Source organism: Sediminibacterium sp. (genome assembly GCF_030695065.1).
Lineage (GTDB): Bacteria > Bacteroidota > Bacteroidia > Chitinophagales > Chitinophagaceae > Sediminibacterium.
In genome coordinates this window covers 552,304-574,283 of the sequence record NZ_JAUYTR010000023.1, presented here as the reverse complement: position 1 = coordinate 574,283, position 21,980 = coordinate 552,304, and the positions used below count along the sequence as shown (strand labels likewise).

The following is a 21,980-nucleotide window of genomic DNA, read 5'->3' as shown; positions in this document are numbered from 1 at the left end:
ATTAATTAATACAACGCTGTTTAATTTCTTTCCAAAGATCTTTATAACACTGTGCAGCATAACTGCTGGCAGCAAATGTTTCTAAAGGTGATTCGTGCACACCCATTTTTTCTACATCACTTAAATAGGGTATATAACTTTTAAAGAACAATTTGTCTTTATAAAATTCATTAATTACTTCGTGATGCAGATTCTTCCGATGGTCTACCATACTAAAGAAGCATTTTAATTTTGATATGTCTAAATCATTTTCTTTAAAATAATTCAACACCGATTCAAATGAGCGAATAGACAATGTTGTAGGAATATTTGGCATTAATATCCAATCAACCCCTGTAAAAACAGCATCGTGCAAAACAGAAATGCCTGGAGGACAATCTAAAAAAACGATATCATATTCGTTTTTAATGGTTGAAAGGATGGAAGCAATTTTTTTCTTGCTTTGTTTCATTTCATTCAATAAAATATCCGCATGCCTTGCAGACAAATCTGCGGGTATTATATCTAAATTTTCGTAGGCAGATGGCTGAATAGCACTTGCTAATTCTATATCACCACTCAATATTTTTTTGGCTTCGTTTTTAATGTTTGCTGTTGCACCCAAATAGAAAGAGGAAGATCCCTGCGGATCTAAATCCCATATTAGTGTTTTGTACCCTTGTTTAGCACTTAGGTATGCAAGGTTTATTGCAGCCGCAGTTTTTCCTACCCCTCCTTTTAAATTGTATAAAGCAATAGTTACCATGAAAAAGGTTTATGATGTAAAGGAAGATACTAAAATTAGGCAATTGCACCTAAAATTAAACAGCTAATTACTATGAATGGGGCGGGCAGTTTATTTAATCTAAGCACCAAAAATGTTGCTATTACAATGGCCAAATCCCATAGAATGGGCCAATTTTGAATCATTAAATCGGGTATAATATGGTCGTTTAATAAATAAACGACTGCTCCTGCCATAATACCTACCACCGAAGCCCTGATTCCTTCTAAAGACCTGAAAATCACTGCATATTTCTTTAGATTATGCCAAACCGGAAAAAAGAATAATACCAATAAAGCGCTGGGCAAAAAGATAGCAATTACACCAATGGCACAACCCATCAACTGCTTATTAAATCCCAGGTCTTTTAGTACCATCCCTCCTGTAAATGCGCCAATTGAAAAAACAGGCCCTGGTATAGCTCTTACAATTCCAGATCCAGTTAAAAAATCTTCTCGATTAATTTTTAGTACATCTCTTTTATTTTCTACAATTCTCTTAGACTGGGGTCTTGTTACATATTGTTCATACATCAACGGCATCAACACGTCTGCACCACCAAAAACCAAACTTCCAAAACGATAGTTGTTTTCAAAAAGATTATACACTTTTCTGTTTTCCCAATTTTGCTTCGTTGCCGTTTCAGATAAATAACCTGTAATACCAAAAAGAAATAGAAAAATCAATAAATTTCCCCATTTCACTTGCTTTGGAGGAACCCCTTTTTGTGGAATTCGTTTATCACTAAAATTGGTAGCAATGCCTGCGCAAATAATCAAAATTGGAAACACCCAAGGTGTCTTAAATGCAAAAAAAGTAGCAATTGTTGCAATAATTAAAATTACCCAAGTAATCGTATTATGAATGGCAACTTTAAATGTTCGTAAAGTAGAATACCCTATAAAACCAATGGCCATAGGTTGTATAAATCGAAAAATTGCTGCAGGATGCGCTATTTTATCGTAGTAGTCTAGTAAAAAAGATAGGCCCGACATTATTATAGATGCAGGAATAATCCATATTAGTAGGGTAAAAATTGCCAATGGAACACCGCCACGCTTGTAACCAATTAAAGTTAAAACCTGCGTAGAAGAAGCGCCTGGAAGCATTTGACAGAATCCATTATAATCTAAGAGCTCTTCTTCTGATACGTCTTTACGCTGCTGAACAAATGTTTTAATCATCATTCCCAAATGACCTTGCGGACCGCCAAAAGCAGTAATACTGTGCATGAACACAGCTTTCAAAAAGGGGATATGTCTTAACAAATTCAAGTAGCATTATTTCTTTAGCCCTATTTCTCTTAAGCGCTCATCTAGGTATTCGCCCGCTGTAGTATCTGAATATGCTTTTGGATTATTTTCATTGATACAACTTTCTAAACAAGCCAAACTCATTTCACTTCTTGGGTGCAAAAAGAAAGGCATAGAAAAACGGCTGGTATGCCATAATTCTCTTGCAGGATTAACCACTCTATGTGTGGTACTTCTTAATTTATTATTGGTTAAACGTTGCAACATATCACCAACGTTAACAACAATTTGTTCTGGCAAAGAGGTAACGTTTACCCATTCTCCTTGCTTAGTTAAAATTTGTAATCCATCGGCTGAAGCTCCTACTAATAATGTAATTAAATTAATGTCTTCATGCTGTTCTGCTCTAATTGCAGACTTTGGCTCATTGGTAATTGGGGGATAATGAATGCATCTTAAAATGGAATTTCCATTATGCACATATTGATCAAAATAATGTTCATCTAGCCCTAAATACAATGCAATTGCTTGCAGCAGAGCCTTACCGCTCTTTTCAAAATTTCTATATGCACTAAAAAGAGTGTCATTTAAGGTAGCAACCTCAGCAACCTGAACATTATCGGGATACGCTGATTTAATTGCATCATGGTCTTCAACTGTTTGACCATATTGAAAAAATTCTTTTAAATCTGGGGCATCACTCCCTTTGGCATGTTCTTTTCCAAAACTGGTATAACCACGTTGCCCTGCTAATCCTGGAATTTCATATTGTTTTTTCTTCTCTAAAGGCAGCGAAAAAAATTGTTGAACATATTCATATTGGTTGGCAATTAACTCATCTGGAACTCCATGATTTTTAACTGCAACAAATCCTACTTCTTCATAAGCTTTTCCAAGACTTTGAACAAATGAAGCTTTTTGTTCGGGTGTTCCATGAGTAAATTCGGCTAAATCAACAACTGGTATGGCCATAACAATAAATTTTCACGAAAATACAGCAAAATCAATAACTGTAGGTTATAGGCAACAAATCACAAAAAAGCTGGACCTTTAGTAAATGAAAAAATGGATATTTTTTTTGTTTACGTTAATGGTTTTAGCAATTGCTTGTGGGGTGCCTTACAAAGGCATGGAAAAAAATTATGAGCGCAGGGATAATGTAAATACCCCCGATTATAGCGACTTGCATTATTGGGCAGCACATCCTTTTAAGAAAGACCCTGCAGACAGTGTTCCTAAACCATTAAGATCAAATTATAAACAAGACAGTGCTGTAGACGTATTTTTTATTCATCCTACTACTTATACAGATGATCAGTTGCCTTATGGTTATAGTGCACCAATCAACAATATTGAGTTAAATACCAAAACAGACTACACTACCATACTGTTTCAAGCCAGTATATTTAATGAAGTGGGCCGAGTTTTTGCACCTAGGTATCGGCAAGCCAATTTACAAGCATACTTTCCCAAAAATGCAACAGACAGCGCTGCCGCAATTGCGGCATTTGAATTAGCATACACAGATATCAAAAAAGCATTTGAATACTATTTAAATAATCATCATGCAGATAAACCTATTGTAATAGCTGCACATAGCCAGGGTACTACACATGGAAAAAGATTACTCAAAGAATTCTTTGATAACAAGCCGCTCCAAAACAAAATGGTAGCAGCATATTTAATTGGGCTTCCTGTTGCCGAAAGCGAGTACACACAAATTAAAGCATGTACAACACCAGATCAAACTGGATGTATAGTAAGCTGGCGCACATATAGAGAAGGCTATACTCCCCCCTTAATTCTACAAGAAAAAAATAAAGCAATAGTAACCAACCCACTAACATGGAATGAAGCAACACCCACTTCAGATAGAAGCTTAAACAAAGGTGGGGTATTACTAAAGTTCAATAAAATTGCTCCTGCTGTTGCTGCTGCAAAAGTAGAAGGCAATGTATTATGGACCCCAAAGCCAAAATTTTTTGGTAATATTTTTTACACTACCAACAATTATCATGTGGCAGACTTAAATCTGTATTATCTAAATATTAGAGAAAATGTTGCCAATAGGGTAAAAATGTATTTTAAAAAATAACATTAGTTCCCATAAACACTTAGGAATTTAATACGCATAATTTTTAGCTGCTCCCAGTTAAAATCAAATTCTGACAATTCTTCTCTTGCAACATCCAAAGAAGAGGTTTCGCAGCTTTTGAAATATTCCAATATTTCTTCTTGCTCATCTTCACCTAACCATTCATCAATTGCATAATCTAAATTGAGCCTTGTTCCACTGGCAGCAATGGTTTCCATTTCTTCTAACAGTTGGTCTAGCTTAAGATCTTTGTTTTTTGCAATGGTTTCTAAAGGTATTTTTTTATCTACGTTTTGTATAATATAAATTTTGTTGCTAGCTGCATTAGCTACACTGCGCATCACAAAATCATCTGGCTTCTCTATATCGTTCTCTGTAACATAACTTGCAATTAAATCAACAAAGGGTTTACCATATTTAATGGCTTTGCCTTTACTTACCCCTTGACATTTGTTCATTTCGTCTAATGTAGTAGGATATAGGGTGGCCATATCTTGTAAAGAACTCTCTAAGAATATTACAAAAGGAGGAAGACTTTTTTTCTTAGCCTCTTTTTGCCTTAGCTCTTTTAACATCGCAAATAATTTTTCATCTGCTGCAGCACCAGTATTAGAAGCCCCTTCACCTTCTTCGTCGTCGGCGTTGGCATCTTCAAACAAATTATTCAATACCATTTTAAAAGAAGTGGGCTTCTTTAAAAATTTCTGTCCTTTATCGCTAGATTTAATTAAACCATATTCTTCAATATCCTTAATAAGCAAATTCTCTAGGAGCATTTGTCTAATTAAGCTGTTCCACAAATGGGGTTCTTTGTCATTGCCTATTCCAAATACTGATGAAGCATCATGACGGAACATGCTGATTTGAGGAGTTAATTTACCTAACAATACATTTACAACATAATCAGTTACAAATCTTCCATCTAAGGCATTCACCACTTTAAGTACTTTAACTACCTCCTCTTTTGCCTCAAATTTTTCTTTTGGATTTTTACAGTTATCACATAGACCACAATTTTCAGTTTCGGTATCTTCTCCAAAATAATGCAATAAAATTTTTCTTCTACATACTGCACTTTCAGAATAAGCAACCATCTCATCAATCAATTGTGCACCAACTTCTCGCTCACTCAAAGGCTTGTCGCGCATTAAATGCTCTAGTTTTGAAACGTCCTTATGAGAATAATACAATACACAAATCCCTTCTAAACCATCCCTTCCAGCTCTTCCAGTTTCTTGGTAATAATTCTCAATAGATTTAGGAATATTAAAATGAATAACAAAACGAATGTCTGGTTTATCAATCCCCATTCCAAAAGCAATGGTAGCAACAATTACTTGAACGTCTTCATTTAAAAACTGGTCTTGCCTGTCTGCCCTCAATTTTTGATCTAGGCCCGCATGATAAGCCACTGCTTTTATTTTATTAGCCACCAATAACTCAGCTAATTCTTCAGTTGTTTTTCTATTCAGGGTATAAATGATACCACTCTTACCCTTGTGTTGGCTAATAAATTTCACAATGCTTTTTACCGTTTGATCTTTTTGGATTTTAGGTAAAATTTCATAGAAAAGGTTGGTTCTATTAAAAGAAGAAATGAAAATATTTGCATCTCTCAATCCTAGGTTCTTTACAATATCACTTTGAACTTTAGGTGTAGCCGTTGCGGTTAAAGCTATTACAGGAATATCAGGGTTAATGATGTCCATCATTTCCCTTAATCTGCGATATTCGGGTCTGAAATCATGACCCCACTCAGAAATACAGTGCGCTTCGTCCACCGCAAAGAAGGAGATCTTAAGGTCACTAAAATATTCTAAGTTTTCTTGTTTGGTTAAGGTTTCTGGAGCAACATAAAGCAGTTTGGTCTTGCCGCTGTTTAAATCGTCCTTAACTGCTTTTATTTGCCCCTTATTTAAAGAAGAGTTTAAGAAATGCGCTACTTCATCATTTTCACTATAACCCCTTACCAAGTCTACTTGGTTTTTCATCAAAGCTATTAAAGGCGATACAATTATTGCACAACCCTCTAATATTAGGGCCGGTAATTGATAACATAAGCTTTTACCACCGCCCGTTGGCATAATTACAAAAGTATCTTTCCCGTCTAATAAGCTGTTAATGGCTGGTTCTTGGGTTCCTTTGAATTCTTTAAATCCAAAATATTGTTCTAAAGCCGAATGAATTGGATATTGGTGTTTTGCCTCAGATTGGGCTGCAACAGTCTTTTTGATTGCAGTTTTTTTAGTAACGGTTTTTGACGGAGCTTTCTTGGTACTGGTTGCCATTGGGGGAATACTATTTTCTATATCTAGAACAAATGATACTAGTAAAAGTTAAACAATTTTTGCCATTTTTTCCTTGATATTTCAACATTTTTGAAGAAATGAGGGCATTTTTGCAAAAGGGGAGCGAAGTTAATGAATACCTAATGCATTATCGCTGCTAAGCTGTTAAAGTTTACCTTTGTTAAGCATGAATAATAATATACAAGCACTAGCGCAACATACTATTGAAACGGAAGCAGCAGCCATATTAGGCTTGAAGGCATTTATTGATAATGACTTTGAAAAAATCATTCAATCAATTCATGAAGCAAAGGGTCGATTCATTGTTAGTGGTATTGGGAAAAGCGCTATTGTAGCTCAAAAAATTGTTGCAACACTAAATTCAACAGGCACACCCTCGTTATTTATGCATGCGGCCGATGCAATTCATGGAGATTTGGGTATGATTACTTCTGACGATATTGTGATGCTAATCAGCAAAAGTGGCGAAAGTCCTGAGATTAAAGTCTTGATTCCATTAATTAATAATTTCGGAAACTTATTAATTGGAATGGTTGGAAATACAGACAGCTTTTTAGCAAAACAAGCCAATTTGGTGCTTAATACAACTGTAGAAAAAGAAGCATGCCCTAATAATTTAGCACCCACTAGCAGCACTACCGCACAAATGGTTATGGGTGATGTATTAGCAGTTTGTTTAATGAAGTTGAATCAATTCAACAATAAAGATTTTGCAAAGTTTCATCCAGGTGGCAATCTGGGAAAAAGACTTTATTTACGCGTAGCCGATTTAGCTGCTGCCAATGAAAAACCCAAAGTACTCCTTAGTGCAACTTTAAAGCAAGTAATTGTTGAAATCACTAAAAACAGAATGGGTGTAACAGCCGTTGTAGACGAAAATCAACAATTAATTGGCATCATTACAGACGGAGACCTAAGAAGAATGCTAGAAAAAACAAGTGATATTGGTAGTGTTTGCGCTTCTGACATATTATCAATTCATCCAATTACTGTTTCCCCAGAGGCATTAGCTGTTGAAGCACTTGAATTATTAAAAAAACATGATATTAGTCAACTCATTGTTGCAGAAAATGGCATTTACAAAGGCATCATTCATATACACGATTTAATTAGGGAGGGAATTGTTTAAAATAAGCAATAAGTTTACCAGGACTTCGTTTTCTATGCTTGTAACAGTGTATTAATTTTCATCTAGATTTTAAAGTCATTCAAATGAATCAACACCATTATGTAGCCATTATGGCAGGGGGCATTGGAAGCCGTTTTTGGCCACAAAGCAGAACAGCTTATCCCAAACAGTTTTTAGATATATTAAATACGGGAAAGTCTTTAATAAGATGGACCTATGAGCGTTATGCGGCTTTTATTCCCAATGAAAATATTTTCATTGTAACATCCGATGAATATGTTTCAATAGTACAAGAACAACTTCCAGAATTAAATCCGGCAAATATTCTTGCAGAGCCAAGTAGAAAAAATACGGCACCATGTGTAGCTTATATTTCCTATAAATTATTGCAAAAAGATCCTGAAGCTTCTTTAATTGTAGCCCCAAGTGATCATATGATTTTGGATAATGAAAATTTCAGAAAAATCACTTTACAGGCATTAGAGTTTGTATCTCATATAAAGTCTTTGGTTACTTTAGGAATTAAACCTACTCATCCAAATACGGGCTATGGATATATTCAGCACGAGCCTATGCAAGTTGCAGACGGAATTTATAAAGTAAAAACATTTACGGAGAAGCCTAATCTAGAATTGGCAAAGACCTTTTTGGCCAGTGGAGACTTCTTATGGAACGCAGGTATTTTTGTGTGGCAAGTAAAAAATGTGATGAAGGCATTTGAACTATACCAACCTGAAATGTATGAATTGTTTGATGCAGAAAAAGCCAACTTCAATACCCCTGCAGAAAAAGAAGCAATTAATAGAATCTATCCGCTCTGTACCAATGTTTCAATAGACTTTGCCATAATGGAAAAAGCAGACAATGTATATGTTATTCCGTCTTCATTTGGATGGAGTGATTTAGGAACATGGAATAGTGCTTATGATAATCTAGAAAAAGATTACTTAGGCAATGCAGTAGCTTCAGAAAATGTTATCGTTATTGATGCTACTAAGTGCATGGTATCTGCACCAAAAGAAAAACTATTGCTATTACAAGGATTAGACGACTTTATTGTAGTAGACACTCCTGATGTATTGATGATTTGTAAAAAAGAAAAAGAACAAGCCATTAAAGAGTATGTTGCCGAAGTAAAACGCAATAAAGGCGATCAATACTTATAAACAGTTGTTAGCTTTAAAATTAAATGGGGATGGCTTGCCATCCCTTTTTTATTTATGATTACATTTGAGAAGAACATTTAAACACTGAACGATGGCAATACGAACAGTTATCACAGGAACAGGTAGCTATATTCCACCACATATTAAAACCAACAAAGATTTTGCAGCTCAAGACTTTTATGGAGAAGATCATGTTAAAATAGCTACAGCTTCTTCGGAAATTGTTGAGAAGTTTAAAGACATTACTGGCATAGAAGAACGAAGGTATGCAGGGAATGAGTTTACTGCATGTGATATGGGGGCAATTGCAGCTAAACATGCAATTGAAGATGCCGGAATAGATCATGAAACCATCGACCAAATTATTGTTGCACATAACTTTGGAAATGTTCTAAAAAATACTATCCAATCAGATGCAGTTCCTTCATTGGCATCACATATTAAGCATGCATTAGGAATAATTAACCCCAACTGTGTTGCATACGATGTATTGTTTGGTTGTCCTGGATGGATTTTAGGGGTTACGCAAGCAGATGCGTTTATTAAAGCTGGCTTAGCTAAAAGATGTTTAGTTATTGGAACAGAAACACTAAGCAGAGTAATTGACCATTATGATAGAGACAGCATGATTTTTAGTGATGGTGCTGGCGCTACTATAATTGAAGGAGTAGAAGGAGACGAAACAGATTCAGGTATCATTGCCTGCAGTATGCAAAGTCATTGTAATGATGAGTTAAAATATATTACAATGGGTAAGTCTTATTTACCCAATGCAGACCCAGCGGTTAGATATATAAAAATGAAAGGCAGAAAAGTGTACGAATATGCAATTAAAAATGTACCACTTGCAATGAAAGCCTGTTTAGAAAAAAGCGGAGTAGACGTAACAGTAGTAAAAAAGTTTTTCCTACACCAGGCCAATGAAAAAATGGATGAAGGTTTTATTAAAGCACTTTTTAAATTGTACGGAATTAAAGAAGTTCCAGTAAATATCATGCCAATGAGCATACATAAATTAGGGAATAGTTCTGTTGCAACCATCCCTACTTTATACGATTTAGTAAAAAGAGGAGAATTGAGCAATCATCAGTTAGCGTCTGGAGATATTGTAATGTTTGCCTCTGTTGGCGCTGGAATGAATATCAACGCCATCTGTTATAGGGTATAAAAAAGGCCACATCCCTTTCGGATTGTGACCTTAAAATTAACTACCCCCCGATAGCTAATTAATGCAAATTTAGCTCAATAGGGCACACACAACAACTGTGTAATTACTCAGTTTTTATTATATTGGGGTATGAACAAATTCAATAAGCCGTCTGAAATAGATTCAACTATTGTGACCGACTTGCCTGCTGATTCAGAAAGCAGTTTATATAAACAGTATAAAAGAAGTTTGCTCCGTTTTCCAGATGAATCCATTTATATTTATTCTTTCAAAGAAAAGAAACTGATATATGCAGACGGATGGGAAGAAACACTGGGTTTTAAAGACGATGAAATAACCCTTCAAACCATTATTAAACAGACCGATCCAAGCTATGCCTCTTTTTCAAATGAAATCAATGCTAAAACAATTGAATTCATTTTAAGTAGAAAAACAGGAATAAAAAATTACAGCTTTTCTGTTGAAATAAAAAAAATTCACAAAAATGGAACGATGGTTCCAATGGAAGTAAAAATTGGAATTTTATCAGTAGATGAAGAAGGGTTGGTTAATGAAGTAATTGGTCGATTCAGGGTAAATCAAAATCTACATTTTGGTTTAGTCATGCGCTATGATGTGCATGGGCCAGACAAAGAAGCCTTTGAAAAGGTAATTAATAAAGCTGTTCAAAAATTTTTGACCATTTCGGGTAAAGAAAAACAGGCTTTAGTATATGTTGCTAAAGGCTATTCCTTTAAAGAGATAGCAGATGAATTGGGCGTATCAGCATCTGCTATTGAAAAAAGAATACAGCCCTTGTACAAAAGATTCAATGTAAAAAATCTAACGCACTTAGTAAGTTTCGCATACGAGAATCATATACTTCCTTAATTAATAACCTCTCACGTTTTTACCACTCAAGTAGTTCAAGAATGCTTTATTAACCACTTTATTACCACCAGGTGTAGGATAATTGCCAGTGAAATACCAATCACCGGTATTAGTAGGGCAGCACTCGTGTAAGTCTTCAATGGTTTGATAAATTACTTCAACTGGTACTTTTACGCCTTCAGGAGTAATTAACTGTGCAATTTTATCTGAAATTTCTAGTGTAGTAAATGGCTTATATATTTGTCTAACTACATTCTCTTTGTGTAAATTACCAGACTTTTCAAGCGCAATAATTTGGTCGCGTACCTGATCTAGCACATCTTCCATATTACGCTCTTTTAGCAATGCAATAGCCGCTCTAAATGCAATGAAGTCTCCAAGCTTACTCATATCAATCCCATAACAGTCTGGGTATCTAATTTGAGGAGCAGAAGAAACAACAATTATTTTTTTTGGGTTTAATCTTGAAAGCATTCTGATAATGCTTTCTTTTAAAGTAGTTCCTCTTACAATACTATCATCAATTACTACTAAAGTATCTTCATTATTACGAACTGTGCCATAAGTGATATCGTACACGTGTTGTACCATTTCATTTCGGTTGGCATCTTCAGTAATGAAAGTTCTTAGCTTAACATCTTTAATCGCAATTTTTTCTTGGCGAATTTTCCTATTCACCATTTCTTCTAACTTGTCGGGTGTAAAATCATTACCCCAACTAAGTATACGTTCTACTTTTATTTTATTGAGGTATTCTTCCATCCCCTTCACCAAGCCATAAAACGCCACTTCGGCAGTGTTCGGTATATAAGAGAAGATGGTATTTTTTAAATCGTAAGAAATTCGTTCTAACACAGTTTCACTTAAATGATGACCCAATGCAATTCTTTCTCTATAAATTTTTTCATCGCTACCTCTAGAAAAATAAATACGTTCAAAAGAGCAGGCTCTTCTTTCTTTAGGTTCTAGAATTTTCTCTATTCTATAGTTCCCTAAATCATCTACAATTAATGCAGTACCAGGCATTAATTCTTGTACTTCATTTTCACCCACATTAAAAGTGGTTCTTATGGCTGCTCTTTCGCTGGCAGCAACAATTACTTCATCATTAATATAATAATAAGCAGGCCTAATACCATGTGCATCACGCATAACAAAACTGTGCCCATTCCCTAATAAACCTCCAATAGTATAACCACCATCAAAAATGGGTGTGGCGTTTTTTAAGACGCTAGCAATATTGGCATTATTTGGATTAGTCTCATCTTCTTTTACCAAATAGTGGTGAACCACTTCCATCATTGCAGCTAAATCACTTTGCTTTTGAAAGTCCCCAGGATTTACTCCTATCTGATCAAATAACTCATCGGTATTTACCAGGTTAAAATTTCCTGCTAAGGCAAGATTTTTACCTGGCATTAAATCTCTCTTAATAAAAGGATGACAAAATTCTACATTGTTTTTTCCTTGTGTTCCATAACGCAGATGTCCTAATAATAGCTCACCTAAGAAGGGAAGGTGGCCTTTCATTAAACCAGGATGCTGTTTAATATCTGGTTGGTATTTTTCTAACTCTTGAATTTCCTGACCAATCTTAAAAAACAAATCGGCAATGGGCTGGGGAGCATTACTGCGCATTCTATGCAAGTAAGGATTACCTGGTTCAATATTCAATTTTACCATTGCCAAACCTGCGCCATCCTGACCTCGGTTATGTTGCTTTTCCATTAAAAGGTACAGCTTATTTAAGCCGTAAGTTACCGTTCCATGTTTTTGGAGGTAATAAGAGAAGGGCTTGCGTAAACGAATGTAAGCCAGGCCACATTCGTGTTTTATTTCATCGCTCATGGTGCTATATAAAAAGGAATGGCGAAGTTACAACTCCGCCACCCTTTTAAAAATTAATTATATACAGTCCGTTTTTCGGCAACCGACTCTGGTTGAAGATTACCTGCCAACCAAAGCAATTCCTTGGTAAAATTGTCGATGGCAGGTTTAAAACCCAGATCCAACAATTGACCGTTTCCGTCAAATTTTTTATCAACCTGAGGAATAATAAGCATATTAGGCGAAGCAATACCAAAAAGCCCTGCAACTAGTAACAACATTTGTTGAGAGGCACGCATGCCACCCATTGCGCCAACAGAAGCAGTTACAATACCAAACGCTTTCCTAGCTTGTTTAGGGAAATGGTCTAAAAGGTTTTGTAGGGCGGGAGCATAGCTGCCGTTGTATTCTGGGGTTACCAAAATAAACGCATTTGCGGCAAACATTCTTTTTGTAAGTGGTTTATAGGCTTCTGGTGTTTGATCCACCGAAGAAAACACATTTTGCAATAAAGGCAGGTTCCACTCTCTTACATCAATTATTCCTACTATATGATCGGTGTGCTCGCGTAAAGCAGCCTGTAAATGCAACGCAACTCTGTACGTAACGCTATCTTTTCTAGGGCTTCCAGTAATAATTTCTATTTGCATATACTTATAACGATTAATTGGCGATTGGGTTCAATCAAGCCTATTTATGGTTGCTTTACCATTTGTACAGCCATATTTAATTTGATTTCATCGCTCACTACAACACCACCAGCTTCAGTTACTGCACTCCATGTTAAGCCAAACTCACTGCGATTAATCTTACCAGTAATTTCAAAACCAGCTTTATCCTGACCATAAAAATCGGTCATTCTTCCACCAAAATCTACGGCTAATTCTACTGGTTTGGTATTACCCTTAATGGTCAAATCTCCTTTAAGCGCGTACTCAGAACCAGATTTATGGGTAAATGAAGTAGATACAAAGCTTAGTTTAGGATGGGTAGCTGCAGCAAAAAAATCATCACTTTTTAGGTGGGTATCTCTTTGCTCATTGTTGGTTGAAATGCTGTCTATAGCAGCTTCAAAGCTAATTTTAGCATCGCTAAAATCTTCAGCATCTGCTTCTAAAGTAGCATCAAATTGTTGAAAGCTACCAGTTACGTTTGTAATCATTAAGTGCTTCACTTTAAAAGTGATTTCACTGTGCATTGGGTCAATTTTGTAAGTTGCCATTTTTGTGATTTTTTGATTTATGATATGATTGTTTAAGAAATTTTACTCTTCAATTAGAACACCCATCTTACCCATTTGATAATCTCTAAAAGCTTCCAGTAATTGGGTTTGATTATTCATTACGAAAGGACCATGAGATACAACTGGTTCATTCAAAGGCTCTCCCGTTCCCATTAATAAAATACTGTCTACTGCTGCAGTTATTTGAACCCCTTCTCCATCTTTATTAAAGGAAGCCATATAAAATGCAGGCAACTCTTCTTGTTCATTTATACTGATATTTCCTTCTAATGCATAAATAAACGCATTATGTGTTGCAGCAAAAGGAATAAAATAAGTACCCCCTTTTTTAATATGAATGGTGAACATATTAATAGGTGTTTGAGGAACAATGGCTCCTTTTACCCCATTTAGCTCTCCCGCAACTACCTGTATACTCGTTAATCCATCGGTAGAATGAATAACAGGCGTATCTTCTTTGGTTACTGGTATATAAGCAGGTGCATCCATTTTATTGGCAGCAGGCGTATTAATCCATAGTTGAATCAATTCTTGTGTACTACCCAATTCATGAATATTTTCAGGCGGTCTTTCACTATGAATAACACCCATACCAGCATTCATCCATTGTGTACCCCCTTCATAAACAATATGACTATTTCCTCTACTATCGCGATGGTGCACGCCCCCTTTAAAAATAAATGTAACAGGAGAAAATCCACGATGAGGATGCGGACCTACACCTGCATTTTTAACGTCTACATGCTGTGCTACTTTAATATTCGCGTGATGTAATAGTAAAAAAGGATCCAACATATCTGCTTTAGCCGAAGGCAATGCCTGACGAATTGGAAATCCACCCATGTCCATGGGTTGTCCGTAAGCGATTGTTTCAATGGTTCTTGTTTTCATACTAAGCTTCATTAATGTTCATAGGAACTTCAATTAATAATAATTCAGTCTGAGTATTTGCTTCGATACTAAGTGTTTCTGTTTCTGCAATACCTAATCCATCCCGCTCATTCAATGCTACTCCATTAATGGTTGCATCTCCTCCAATCACAAATACATAAACGCCATTTTTGTTGTTTCGAAGAATGTATTCGGCAGTTTTACCTTGATCAAAATTGGCCAACGAAAACCAAGCGTCTTGGTTAATCCAAACTGCATCTTTATTATCAGGTGCAACAACTGTCAAAATTTGATTGGTTCTATCAGCTGGTTTGAAAGACTTTTGCTCATATCTTGGAGTGATATTTAATTCTTTTGGCATAACCCATATTTGCAAAAACTTTACTTGCTGATCTTTATTTGCATTCATTTCACTATGCGCAATTCCACTACCCGCACTCATGATTTGTACATCATGTTGACGAATAATCTCGTTTCTACCAGTACTATCTTGGTGATGTAAATCTCCAGATAGGGGAATTGATACAATTTCCATGTTGTCGTGAGGGTGTTTACCAAAACCCATGCCTGCAGCAACCGTATCATCATTCAAAACCCTTAATGCACCAAAATGCATTCTTTCAGGATTATAGTAGTGGCCAAAACTAAAACTATGGAAGCTGTTCAACCAGCCAAAACTGTTATGACCTCTTGTGTTTCCTTTGTGTAATACTGTTTTCATGACTATTTATTTAAGTGTATATACATCTATTTATTTAAAAAAAACTATACTTCAGCTCCCCTTAAGCGTTCTAACAATACATTCAATTGCTCTGCTTCCCTATTTTCCATTCTTACCATTTCATCCATCAGCTGATTTACGCTTTCTGTTGATGCAGCTAAAACAGCTAAACCTGCCTGGGTTAATGTGATAACTGTTTCTCTTTTATCTGTAGGAGAATCTGCTCTTTTAACCAATTTTTTTATTACCAAACGATCAATAATTCTTGGAACATTAGAGCTTTTCTCAATCATCCTACAGCTAATATCTTTTACACATAGCTGTTCTGGATACTTTCCCTTCAATATTCGTAAAACATTGTATTGCTCGTGTGTTAACCCAAATTCTTTTAATACCTTACTCATTTGCGTCTTCAACCACCAAGCAGTATACAAAATATTCAAACTTGCTTTATGCATTTCGTTCTTGAATTTATTGCTTTGTATGGCTTGTTCTAATTTCACAATGCAAATATACATGTACATACATGTATATTCCAAATAAATTTTCCTCTTGGGCAAAAATTTGCATAAAAAAACCATTAAGCGCAGCTTTAACTGTCTTAATGGTTGATTTTCAATACTTTATTAAATTACTGCTTTCTTCCCTCAGCAGCGCTAACAGCGGCTTCTTTCCATTGTGCCAATTCCGGACACTTGGTGAACTCATTATCAATTAAGATGTAATAAGTAGGTATATGTTCTTTAAACCACTTTTCTAAAGTTGAGTTCTTTTTTTCTTCCAATGCACGTTGGGCTACTCTATTGTAATCGTCTTTTAAATTTTCGCGATGTGGATCTTTCTTAGTTTTATAGTAAATGAGTCGAGCAACTTTTCTGCCTCGCTCATCTTGATAAATTTGAGGCGAAGAAATATCACCAGGTTTCATATCACTGATGGGCTTAATCATGTCTTTATCTAACATGTCTAAAGAAATAAAAGTAGATCCATCTCTTCCTACCAAAGAACCTGCGCTGAACTTACTATTGTCGTCATCAGAATATTTGTTAACCGCTTCGGCAAAATTAATTTTACCTGTCTTAATTTGATTTCGAAGTGAATCTAGTTTGTCGGTAGTCTCTTTAATTTCATCTTCGGTGATTGGAGGTATTCTTAGTATATGTCTTACAATTGCTTCATCCCCAGAACGACTAATCATCATAATAATATGCAAGCCGAACTTAGACTTGATTACTGGAGATATTTGTCCTTCTTTCAACCTAAAAGCACCAGCTAAGAAAGCAGGATCCCAAAATTTATCGTTTCTATTTAGTGTGTATTGACCAGCGTTTTCTTTAACAGCAGGATCTTCAGAATAATTTTTTGCTAATTGCTCAAACTTCTTAGGGCCTTGGGTTTCAGCTTGTTTTTTATAATCATACAACTGCTTTGCCACATATTCCTCTACATCTTTATTAGCTTTCGGAATCATAACAATTTGACTCACTTCAATTTCACTTTCATAAAAAGGCAAACTGTCTTGAGGCGTTTTACTGTAATACAATTTTACTTCTGTTGGAGTAATTTTGATATTATCAACAATCTTACGTTGCATTTGATCTGCTAATTTTTGCTCACGAAATGCTTCTCTAAAATCGTCTTTTAATTGATAAACAGTTTTACCGGCAATCTCTTCTAAAATATCTTTTGATCCGTATTGTTGAATAGTTTGTCTAATTCGATTGTCCAATTCAGCTTCAATTTCATCGTCTTCTACATTTAGAGAATCTTTTTGTGCTTGTAACAACAATGCTTTACGAATTAATTGGCTTTCAAGTACCTGACACTCATTAGGCAAAATGACATTTTCTTGGCCTTGAGACTGACGCTTAGCATCAGCTATGGTATTAATGATTTCAGAACGAAGAATAATTTTATCGCCAACCTGACCAACAATTTTATCTGCGATCACTTTTTTAGATTGAGCTTCTACTGTATTATTAAATAAAGTAAACAGCACAGCGGCAAACACGAACAGTTTTTTCATCCCTTGCATAGTATCAAAAATAATCAAACCAAAGCGCTTTTTCACGCTCTGCAATGCTTTTAACAAAATATAAAAGCCCCAAACACAGGGTTTGAGGCTTTATTAAGGTCAATTTATTATAAAGTACGCTTTACTTCTTCCTCTTCAAAGGCTTCAACAATATCACCAACTTTAAGGTCATTGAAGTTTTTGATGGTTAATCCGCACTCCATATTGGTAGATACATCTTTTACATCATCTTTAAAGCGTTTCAAACTACCCAACTCGGCTGCTTGTCCTTCTCCTTTTGGATATTCCACAATACCATCACGGATAATTCTGATTTTACTGTTTCTGGCAATTTTTCCTTCTAATACAAAACATCCAGCAACAGTAGCTTTATCAAATTTGTATACTTCTCTAACTTCTACGTTAGCCGTAATCTTCTCTTGAATCTTCGGCTCCAACATACCTTCCATTGCGCTCTTGATTTCATCAATGGCTTGGTAAATGATAGAGTATAACTTAATTTGAACACCTTCTGTGTCGGCCAATTTATTGGCTTGCATTGAAGGACGAACGTTAAATCCAATGATGATAGCATCAGAGGCAGTTGCTAACAATACATCGCTCTCAGAAATTTGACCAACTCCTTTCAATACCACTCTCACCGCAATTTCTGCAGTACTTAGTTTTTGTAAAGAGTCACTTAAGGCTTCTACAGAACCATCCACGTCACCTTTAATGATGATATTTAATTCTTTAAAGTTACCTAGTGCCAAACGACGACCTATTTCATCTAATGTTATATGCTTACGAGCACGTAATCCTTGCTCTCTTGAAATTTGTGCACGCTTAGTTGCAACTTCTTTTGCTTCAGCTTCGTCTTCAAATACTTTGAATTTCTCACCAGCTTGAGGTGCGCCATTCAATCCTAAGATTACTACAGGTGTTGAAGGAGGTGCAATTTCAATTCGCTGATTACGTTCGTTGAACATTGCTTTCACTCTACCATAGTGCTGTCCAGATACAATCAAGTCACCTTGACGAAGGGTACCATTCTGCACCAAAATAGTGGCTACATATCCTCTACCTTTATCTAAGGATGCTTCAATAATAGTACCTGTTGCTTCTCTGTTAGGATTCGCTTTAAGGTCTAATAATTCTGCTTCTAATAAAACTTTTTCTAAAAGTAAATCAACATTCAACCCTTGTTTAGCAGATAGTTCTTGGTTTTGGAATTTACCACCCCAAGCTTCTACTAGAATATTCATTTGAGACAATTGCTCGTAAATTTTTTGAGGATTTGCGCCGTCTTTATCAATTTTATTCACCGCAAAAATCATAGGAACAGAAGCTGCTTGAGAGTGGCTGATTGCCTCTCTTGTTTGAGGCATTACCGCATCATCTGCTGCAACTACTATGATAGATATATCAGTTACTTTAGCACCACGAGCACGCATTGCAGTAAAGGCTTCGTGACCAGGAGTGTCTAAGAAAGTAATGGCTTTGCCATTCGGTAAAGTAACTTCATATGCACCTATATGCTGGGTAATACCTCCGGCTTCACCAGCAACTACGTTTGCATTTCTGATATAGTCTAGTAAAGATGTTTTACCGTGGTCAACGTGACCCATGATGGTTACAATTGGAGGTCGATCTGTTTTTTCTTCATCATCATCCTCCTCATCATCCATATCTAAATCATCGGCGTCTTCTAAACCAATAAACTCTACTTCAAAACCTAATTCGCTTGCTACTAGTTCTATAACCTCAGCATCTAAACGCTGGTTAATAGAAACCATAATACCCAAATTCATACACTTACCAATCACATCAGCAAAGCTTACATCCATTAAGTTAGCCAACTCACTTACTGTTACAAACTCTGTAACTTGTAATTTGTTGTCTTCCATCATGTCATCGCCCTGTGCATCAGCGGCTTCATCCCTTTTTGCTCTTCTATATTTAGCTTTCAGGCTCTTACCTCTACCGCCCGTTCCAGCAAGCTTGGCTTGGGTTTCACGGATTTTCTCCTGAATTGCTTTTTGATCAATTTCTTTGTCTTCAACTCTTGGTGCGTTGCGATCATTTCTGCCTCTATTTCCACCTTGACCACCGCGGTTAAAACCACCTTGGCCACCACCGCCTCTATTAAATCCACCACCTCCGCCGCTTCCAGCATTAGGGTTGTTGTTTCTTGCAGGAACAATTGGACGGTTTGGACCAGTTAATGGTCTTCCATCTGCATCTTTTGCAGGAGCAACATTGGGTTCTCCTTTTTTATCAACTGGAATACGTTTGCGTTTGCGCTTTTCATCTCTACCCATTGGCTTAGGACGAGTATCGCTATTAACAGGTAATTCAATTTTACCTAAAATCTTGGGGCCTTCTAATTTTTCTGCACGAATATTCTCAATAGTAGGTGGAGCATCAACCACTGGAGGTGGAGGGGGTGTTGTTGGAACAACAACCGCTGCGGGTACTACTGGAGCTGGTTTTGCAGCAACTGGATTGGGCGTATTCTTTGCAGCAGGCTTTGGTGCGTCTGCTTTCTTTTCTGGAGTTGGTTCTGCTTTTTTAGCCGTCTTTTTTGGACGGGTAGAAGAATCAATTGCAGAAAGGTCAATTTTATGAATCACTTTAGGTCCTTCAATAGGAGTCACTTCGGTTTTCATTACTTCAGGTGCTGCTGGTTGTTCAGGAGCAGCAACTACAACAGGAGGAACAGGCGTTGCGTCTACAATTGGCTCTTGAACTGGAGCAGCTGCTTTAACAGGGGCTTCAATTGGTTCAACAGTTGCAATTGGAGCAGCAGCTTTGGGAAGTTCCTCTTGGGGCGCAGATTCAACAGGTACAGGAGTTGGAACAACAGGTGCTTCTACTTCTACTACTGGTTTTTTGTCAGCAACAGGCTCAGCAGGTTTTTTCTCTTCTTTTCTAAAAGTGATTTCCTCTTCGTCTTTCTTCTTCTTCGCCTCACTCTGGCTACCTTTTGGTATTTCTACTTGATCAGCTTTGTTCTTAGCAACTTTGTCGCCTTGGAACTCTGCCTGAAGGGCACGGTAATGGTCTTCCTGAAGCTTTGCAGTTGGCTTCAGGTCATCTCTGTTAAATCCTTTCTTCACCAAGAATTCAATCAGGGTATCCTGACCAATGTTAAATTCTTTGGCGGCTGCTAACAGTCTCGGTAATTTCAGTTCTGACATTCTTTGTTTTTGGGTCCTAATATGCGTTACAGCTAAGCCACGCATACTTGACAAATATACGTGGTTATTGGCTGCTTATTCTTCTCTATCAAATTCTTCTTGTAGTACTTTTCTAACTTCTTCAATTGTTTCACGCTCTAAATCGGTTCTACGCTCTAATTCATCTACAGTTAGTTTTAAAATACTGCGACCAGTATCACAACCAATCTTTTTAAATTCGTCAATAATCCAGGTTTCAATTTCATCGCTAAACTCATCTAAATCAATATCAAATTCATCGGTAATTTCTTCGTCTTCACGATAAACATCAATTTCATAACCAGTTAGTTCACATGCTAACTTAATATTTACTCCTCTTCTACCAATGGCCAAAGACACTTGATCGGCTTTTAAGTAAACGTTGGCCTGTTTTTTATCGTTATCCAAGTCCATATAGCTAATTTTAGCAGGCGTTAATGAACGTTGTATTAACAATTGAATATTGGTGGTAAAGTTAATTACGTCTATGTTTTCGTTTTTCAATTCACGAACTATACCATGAATACGGCTACCTTTCATACCTACACAAGCACCTACTGGATCAATACGATCGTCGTAAGACTCAACGGCTACTTTAGCGCGATCTCCGGGTTCGCGAACAATCTTTTTAATAGCAATTAAACCATCAAAAATTTCAGGAACCTCAATCTCTAATAATTTGGCAAGGAACATTGGACTAGTCCTAGATAAAATAATAACAGGTGTATTATTTTTCATGTCAACACGAGCAACCACTGCGCGAATATTTTCCCCTTTTTTAAAGTAATCTTGAGGAATTTGTTCAGACTTAGGTAATATCAATTCATTGCCTTCTTCGTCTAATAACAATACTTCTTTTTTCCAAACTTGGTAAACCTCCGCACTAATTATATCACCTACACGATCACCATATTTCTTTACCAGCACATTCTTTTTCAAATCGCTGATACGGCTTGCTAGTGTTTGCTTAGCAGCTAAAATGGCCCTACGACCAAAGTCGAGTATATCTACTTCTTCGTACAGTTCTTCCCCTACTTCAAAGTCGGGTTCAATTTTGGCAGCTTCAGAATAAGCAATTTCTGCCAAGGGATCATTCACCTCACCATCTTCTACAATCATTCGGCGGCGGATGATTTCAAGGTCACCTTTTTCGGCGTTTACGATAACATCAAAATTATCGTCTGCACCAAACTTCTTGCGAAGCAAGGTTTTGAATACATCTTCTACCACTTTCATCATCGTGGGACGATCAATATTTTCTGCGTCTTTAAACTCCTGAAACGCCTCAATTAAGTTGATACTGGCCATAACGC

The 21,980-nt window shown here is 36.4% G+C and carries 18 protein-coding genes; 5 read left to right on the top strand and 13 right to left on the bottom strand.

Annotated elements, in window-relative coordinates; genetic code table 11:
- Position 1: 1 nt before the first annotated feature.
- From Q8S25_RS13315 to Q8S25_RS13305, 3 genes are read right to left on the bottom strand one after another with little or no spacing between them, the layout of a single operon-like run.
- Positions 2-745, bottom strand: coding sequence for a ParA family protein (locus Q8S25_RS13315; protein ID WP_305538563.1), 744 nt, complete (start codon positions 743-745; stop codon positions 2-4).
- Positions 746-780: 35 nt separating this feature from the next.
- Positions 781-1,995 carry a chromate efflux transporter gene (gene chrA / locus Q8S25_RS13310; protein WP_305538561.1) on the bottom strand — a complete coding sequence of 405 codons (1,215 nt, stop codon included), beginning with the start codon at positions 1,993-1,995 and terminating at the stop codon, positions 781-783.
- Between the two features lie 48 nt (positions 1,996-2,043).
- Complete coding sequence (locus Q8S25_RS13305; RefSeq protein WP_305538559.1) at positions 2,044-2,988, bottom strand: isopenicillin N synthase family oxygenase; 945 nt, start codon at positions 2,986-2,988, stop codon at positions 2,044-2,046.
- A gap of 85 nt (positions 2,989-3,073) precedes the next feature.
- Between Q8S25_RS13305 and Q8S25_RS13300 the strand changes: the two genes are divergently transcribed.
- Complete coding sequence (locus Q8S25_RS13300; RefSeq protein ID WP_305538557.1) at positions 3,074-4,111, top strand: DUF3089 domain-containing protein; 1,038 nt, start codon at positions 3,074-3,076, stop codon at positions 4,109-4,111.
- Between the two features lie 2 nt (positions 4,112-4,113).
- Here the strand turns inward: Q8S25_RS13300 and recQ are convergent, their stop codons facing one another.
- Entirely contained in the window at positions 4,114-6,399 is a 2,286-nt protein-coding gene (gene recQ / locus Q8S25_RS13295; RefSeq protein ID WP_305538556.1) for a DNA helicase RecQ, read from the bottom strand.
- A 187-nt stretch (positions 6,400-6,586) separates the two neighbouring features.
- Here recQ and Q8S25_RS13290 point away from each other — a divergent pair, with 187 nt between their 5' ends.
- The 4 genes from Q8S25_RS13290 to Q8S25_RS13275 all read left to right on the top strand — a co-directional run bounded on the left by Q8S25_RS13290 (position 6,587) and on the right by Q8S25_RS13275 (position 10,753).
- Entirely contained in the window at positions 6,587-7,549 is a 963-nt protein-coding gene (locus Q8S25_RS13290; protein WP_305538554.1) for an SIS domain-containing protein, read from the top strand.
- 83 nt (positions 7,550-7,632) lie between these two features.
- Positions 7,633-8,715: a mannose-1-phosphate guanylyltransferase gene (locus tag Q8S25_RS13285; protein ID WP_305538552.1), complete on the top strand. Its 1,083-nt coding sequence runs from the start codon at positions 7,633-7,635 to the stop codon at positions 8,713-8,715.
- Positions 8,716-8,806: 91 nt separating this feature from the next.
- The gene (locus Q8S25_RS13280; RefSeq protein WP_305538550.1) at positions 8,807-9,883 is read left to right on the top strand and encodes a 3-oxoacyl-ACP synthase III family protein; all 1,077 of its coding nucleotides are present in this window, start codon (positions 8,807-8,809) and stop codon (positions 9,881-9,883) included.
- A 129-nt stretch (positions 9,884-10,012) separates the two neighbouring features.
- Entirely contained in the window at positions 10,013-10,753 is a 741-nt protein-coding gene (locus tag Q8S25_RS13275; protein ID WP_305538548.1) for a response regulator transcription factor, read from the top strand.
- Here Q8S25_RS13275 and Q8S25_RS13270 read toward each other — a convergent pair whose 3' ends face one another.
- The 9 genes from Q8S25_RS13270 to nusA all read right to left on the bottom strand — a co-directional run bounded on the left by Q8S25_RS13270 (position 10,754) and on the right by nusA (position 21,975).
- Entirely contained in the window at positions 10,754-12,601 is a 1,848-nt protein-coding gene (locus tag Q8S25_RS13270) for an amidophosphoribosyltransferase (protein ID WP_305538546.1), read from the bottom strand. It lies immediately after the preceding gene.
- A gap of 53 nt (positions 12,602-12,654) precedes the next feature.
- Entirely contained in the window at positions 12,655-13,230 is a 576-nt protein-coding gene (locus Q8S25_RS13265; RefSeq protein ID WP_305538544.1) for an NADPH-dependent FMN reductase, read from the bottom strand.
- A 44-nt stretch (positions 13,231-13,274) separates the two neighbouring features.
- Positions 13,275-13,802, bottom strand: a complete 528-nt coding sequence (locus Q8S25_RS13260; RefSeq protein ID WP_305538542.1) for a YceI family protein — start codon at positions 13,800-13,802, stop codon at positions 13,275-13,277.
- Between the two features lie 42 nt (positions 13,803-13,844).
- The gene (locus Q8S25_RS13255; protein ID WP_305538540.1) at positions 13,845-14,714 is read right to left on the bottom strand and encodes a pirin family protein; all 870 of its coding nucleotides are present in this window, start codon (positions 14,712-14,714) and stop codon (positions 13,845-13,847) included.
- 1 nt (position 14,715) lies between these two features.
- Positions 14,716-15,435: a pirin family protein gene (locus tag Q8S25_RS13250; protein WP_305538538.1), complete on the bottom strand. Its 720-nt coding sequence runs from the start codon at positions 15,433-15,435 to the stop codon at positions 14,716-14,718.
- Between the two features lie 44 nt (positions 15,436-15,479).
- Positions 15,480-15,938 carry a MarR family winged helix-turn-helix transcriptional regulator gene (locus Q8S25_RS13245; RefSeq protein ID WP_305538536.1) on the bottom strand — a complete coding sequence of 153 codons (459 nt, stop codon included), beginning with the start codon at positions 15,936-15,938 and terminating at the stop codon, positions 15,480-15,482.
- Between the two features lie 128 nt (positions 15,939-16,066).
- A complete protein-coding gene (locus Q8S25_RS13240; protein WP_305538534.1) occupies positions 16,067-17,461 on the bottom strand; it encodes a peptidylprolyl isomerase in 1,395 nt (464 codons plus the stop codon).
- Between the two features lie 116 nt (positions 17,462-17,577).
- The gene (gene infB / locus Q8S25_RS13235) at positions 17,578-20,649 is read right to left on the bottom strand and encodes a translation initiation factor IF-2 (protein ID WP_305538532.1); all 3,072 of its coding nucleotides are present in this window, start codon (positions 20,647-20,649) and stop codon (positions 17,578-17,580) included.
- Positions 20,650-20,724: 75 nt separating this feature from the next.
- Complete coding sequence (gene nusA / locus Q8S25_RS13230; RefSeq protein ID WP_295186888.1) at positions 20,725-21,975, bottom strand: transcription termination factor NusA; 1,251 nt, start codon at positions 21,973-21,975, stop codon at positions 20,725-20,727.
- Positions 21,976-21,980: the final 5 nt, after the last annotated feature.

Coding starts and splice junctions, on each gene's coding strand:
- Q8S25_RS13315 (WP_305538563.1), bottom strand. CDS start 745: ATGGTAACTATTGCTTTATACAATTTAAAAGGAGGGGTAGGAAAAACT.
- chrA (WP_305538561.1), bottom strand. CDS start 1,995: ATGCACAGTATTACTGCTTTTGGCGGTCCGCAAGGTCATTTGGGAATG.
- Q8S25_RS13305 (WP_305538559.1), bottom strand. CDS start 2,988: ATGGCCATACCAGTTGTTGATTTAGCCGAATTTACTCATGGAACACCC.
- Q8S25_RS13300 (WP_305538557.1), top strand. CDS start 3,074: ATGAAAAAATGGATATTTTTTTTGTTTACGTTAATGGTTTTAGCAATT.
- recQ (WP_305538556.1), bottom strand. CDS start 6,399: ATGGCAACCAGTACCAAGAAAGCTCCGTCAAAAACCGTTACTAAAAAA.
- Q8S25_RS13290 (WP_305538554.1), top strand. CDS start 6,587: ATGAATAATAATATACAAGCACTAGCGCAACATACTATTGAAACGGAA.
- Q8S25_RS13285 (WP_305538552.1), top strand. CDS start 7,633: ATGAATCAACACCATTATGTAGCCATTATGGCAGGGGGCATTGGAAGC.
- Q8S25_RS13280 (WP_305538550.1), top strand. CDS start 8,807: ATGGCAATACGAACAGTTATCACAGGAACAGGTAGCTATATTCCACCA.
- Q8S25_RS13275 (WP_305538548.1), top strand. CDS start 10,013: ATGAACAAATTCAATAAGCCGTCTGAAATAGATTCAACTATTGTGACC.
- Q8S25_RS13270 (WP_305538546.1), bottom strand. CDS start 12,601: ATGAGCGATGAAATAAAACACGAATGTGGCCTGGCTTACATTCGTTTA.
- Q8S25_RS13265 (WP_305538544.1), bottom strand. CDS start 13,230: ATGCAAATAGAAATTATTACTGGAAGCCCTAGAAAAGATAGCGTTACG.
- Q8S25_RS13260 (WP_305538542.1), bottom strand. CDS start 13,802: ATGGCAACTTACAAAATTGACCCAATGCACAGTGAAATCACTTTTAAA.
- Q8S25_RS13255 (WP_305538540.1), bottom strand. CDS start 14,714: ATGAAAACAAGAACCATTGAAACAATCGCTTACGGACAACCCATGGAC.
- Q8S25_RS13250 (WP_305538538.1), bottom strand. CDS start 15,435: ATGAAAACAGTATTACACAAAGGAAACACAAGAGGTCATAACAGTTTT.
- Q8S25_RS13240 (WP_305538534.1), bottom strand. CDS start 17,461: ATGAAAAAACTGTTCGTGTTTGCCGCTGTGCTGTTTACTTTATTTAAT.
- infB (WP_305538532.1), bottom strand. CDS start 20,649: ATGTCAGAACTGAAATTACCGAGACTGTTAGCAGCCGCCAAAGAATTT.
- nusA (WP_295186888.1), bottom strand. CDS start 21,975: ATGGCCAGTATCAACTTAATTGAGGCGTTTCAGGAGTTTAAAGACGCA.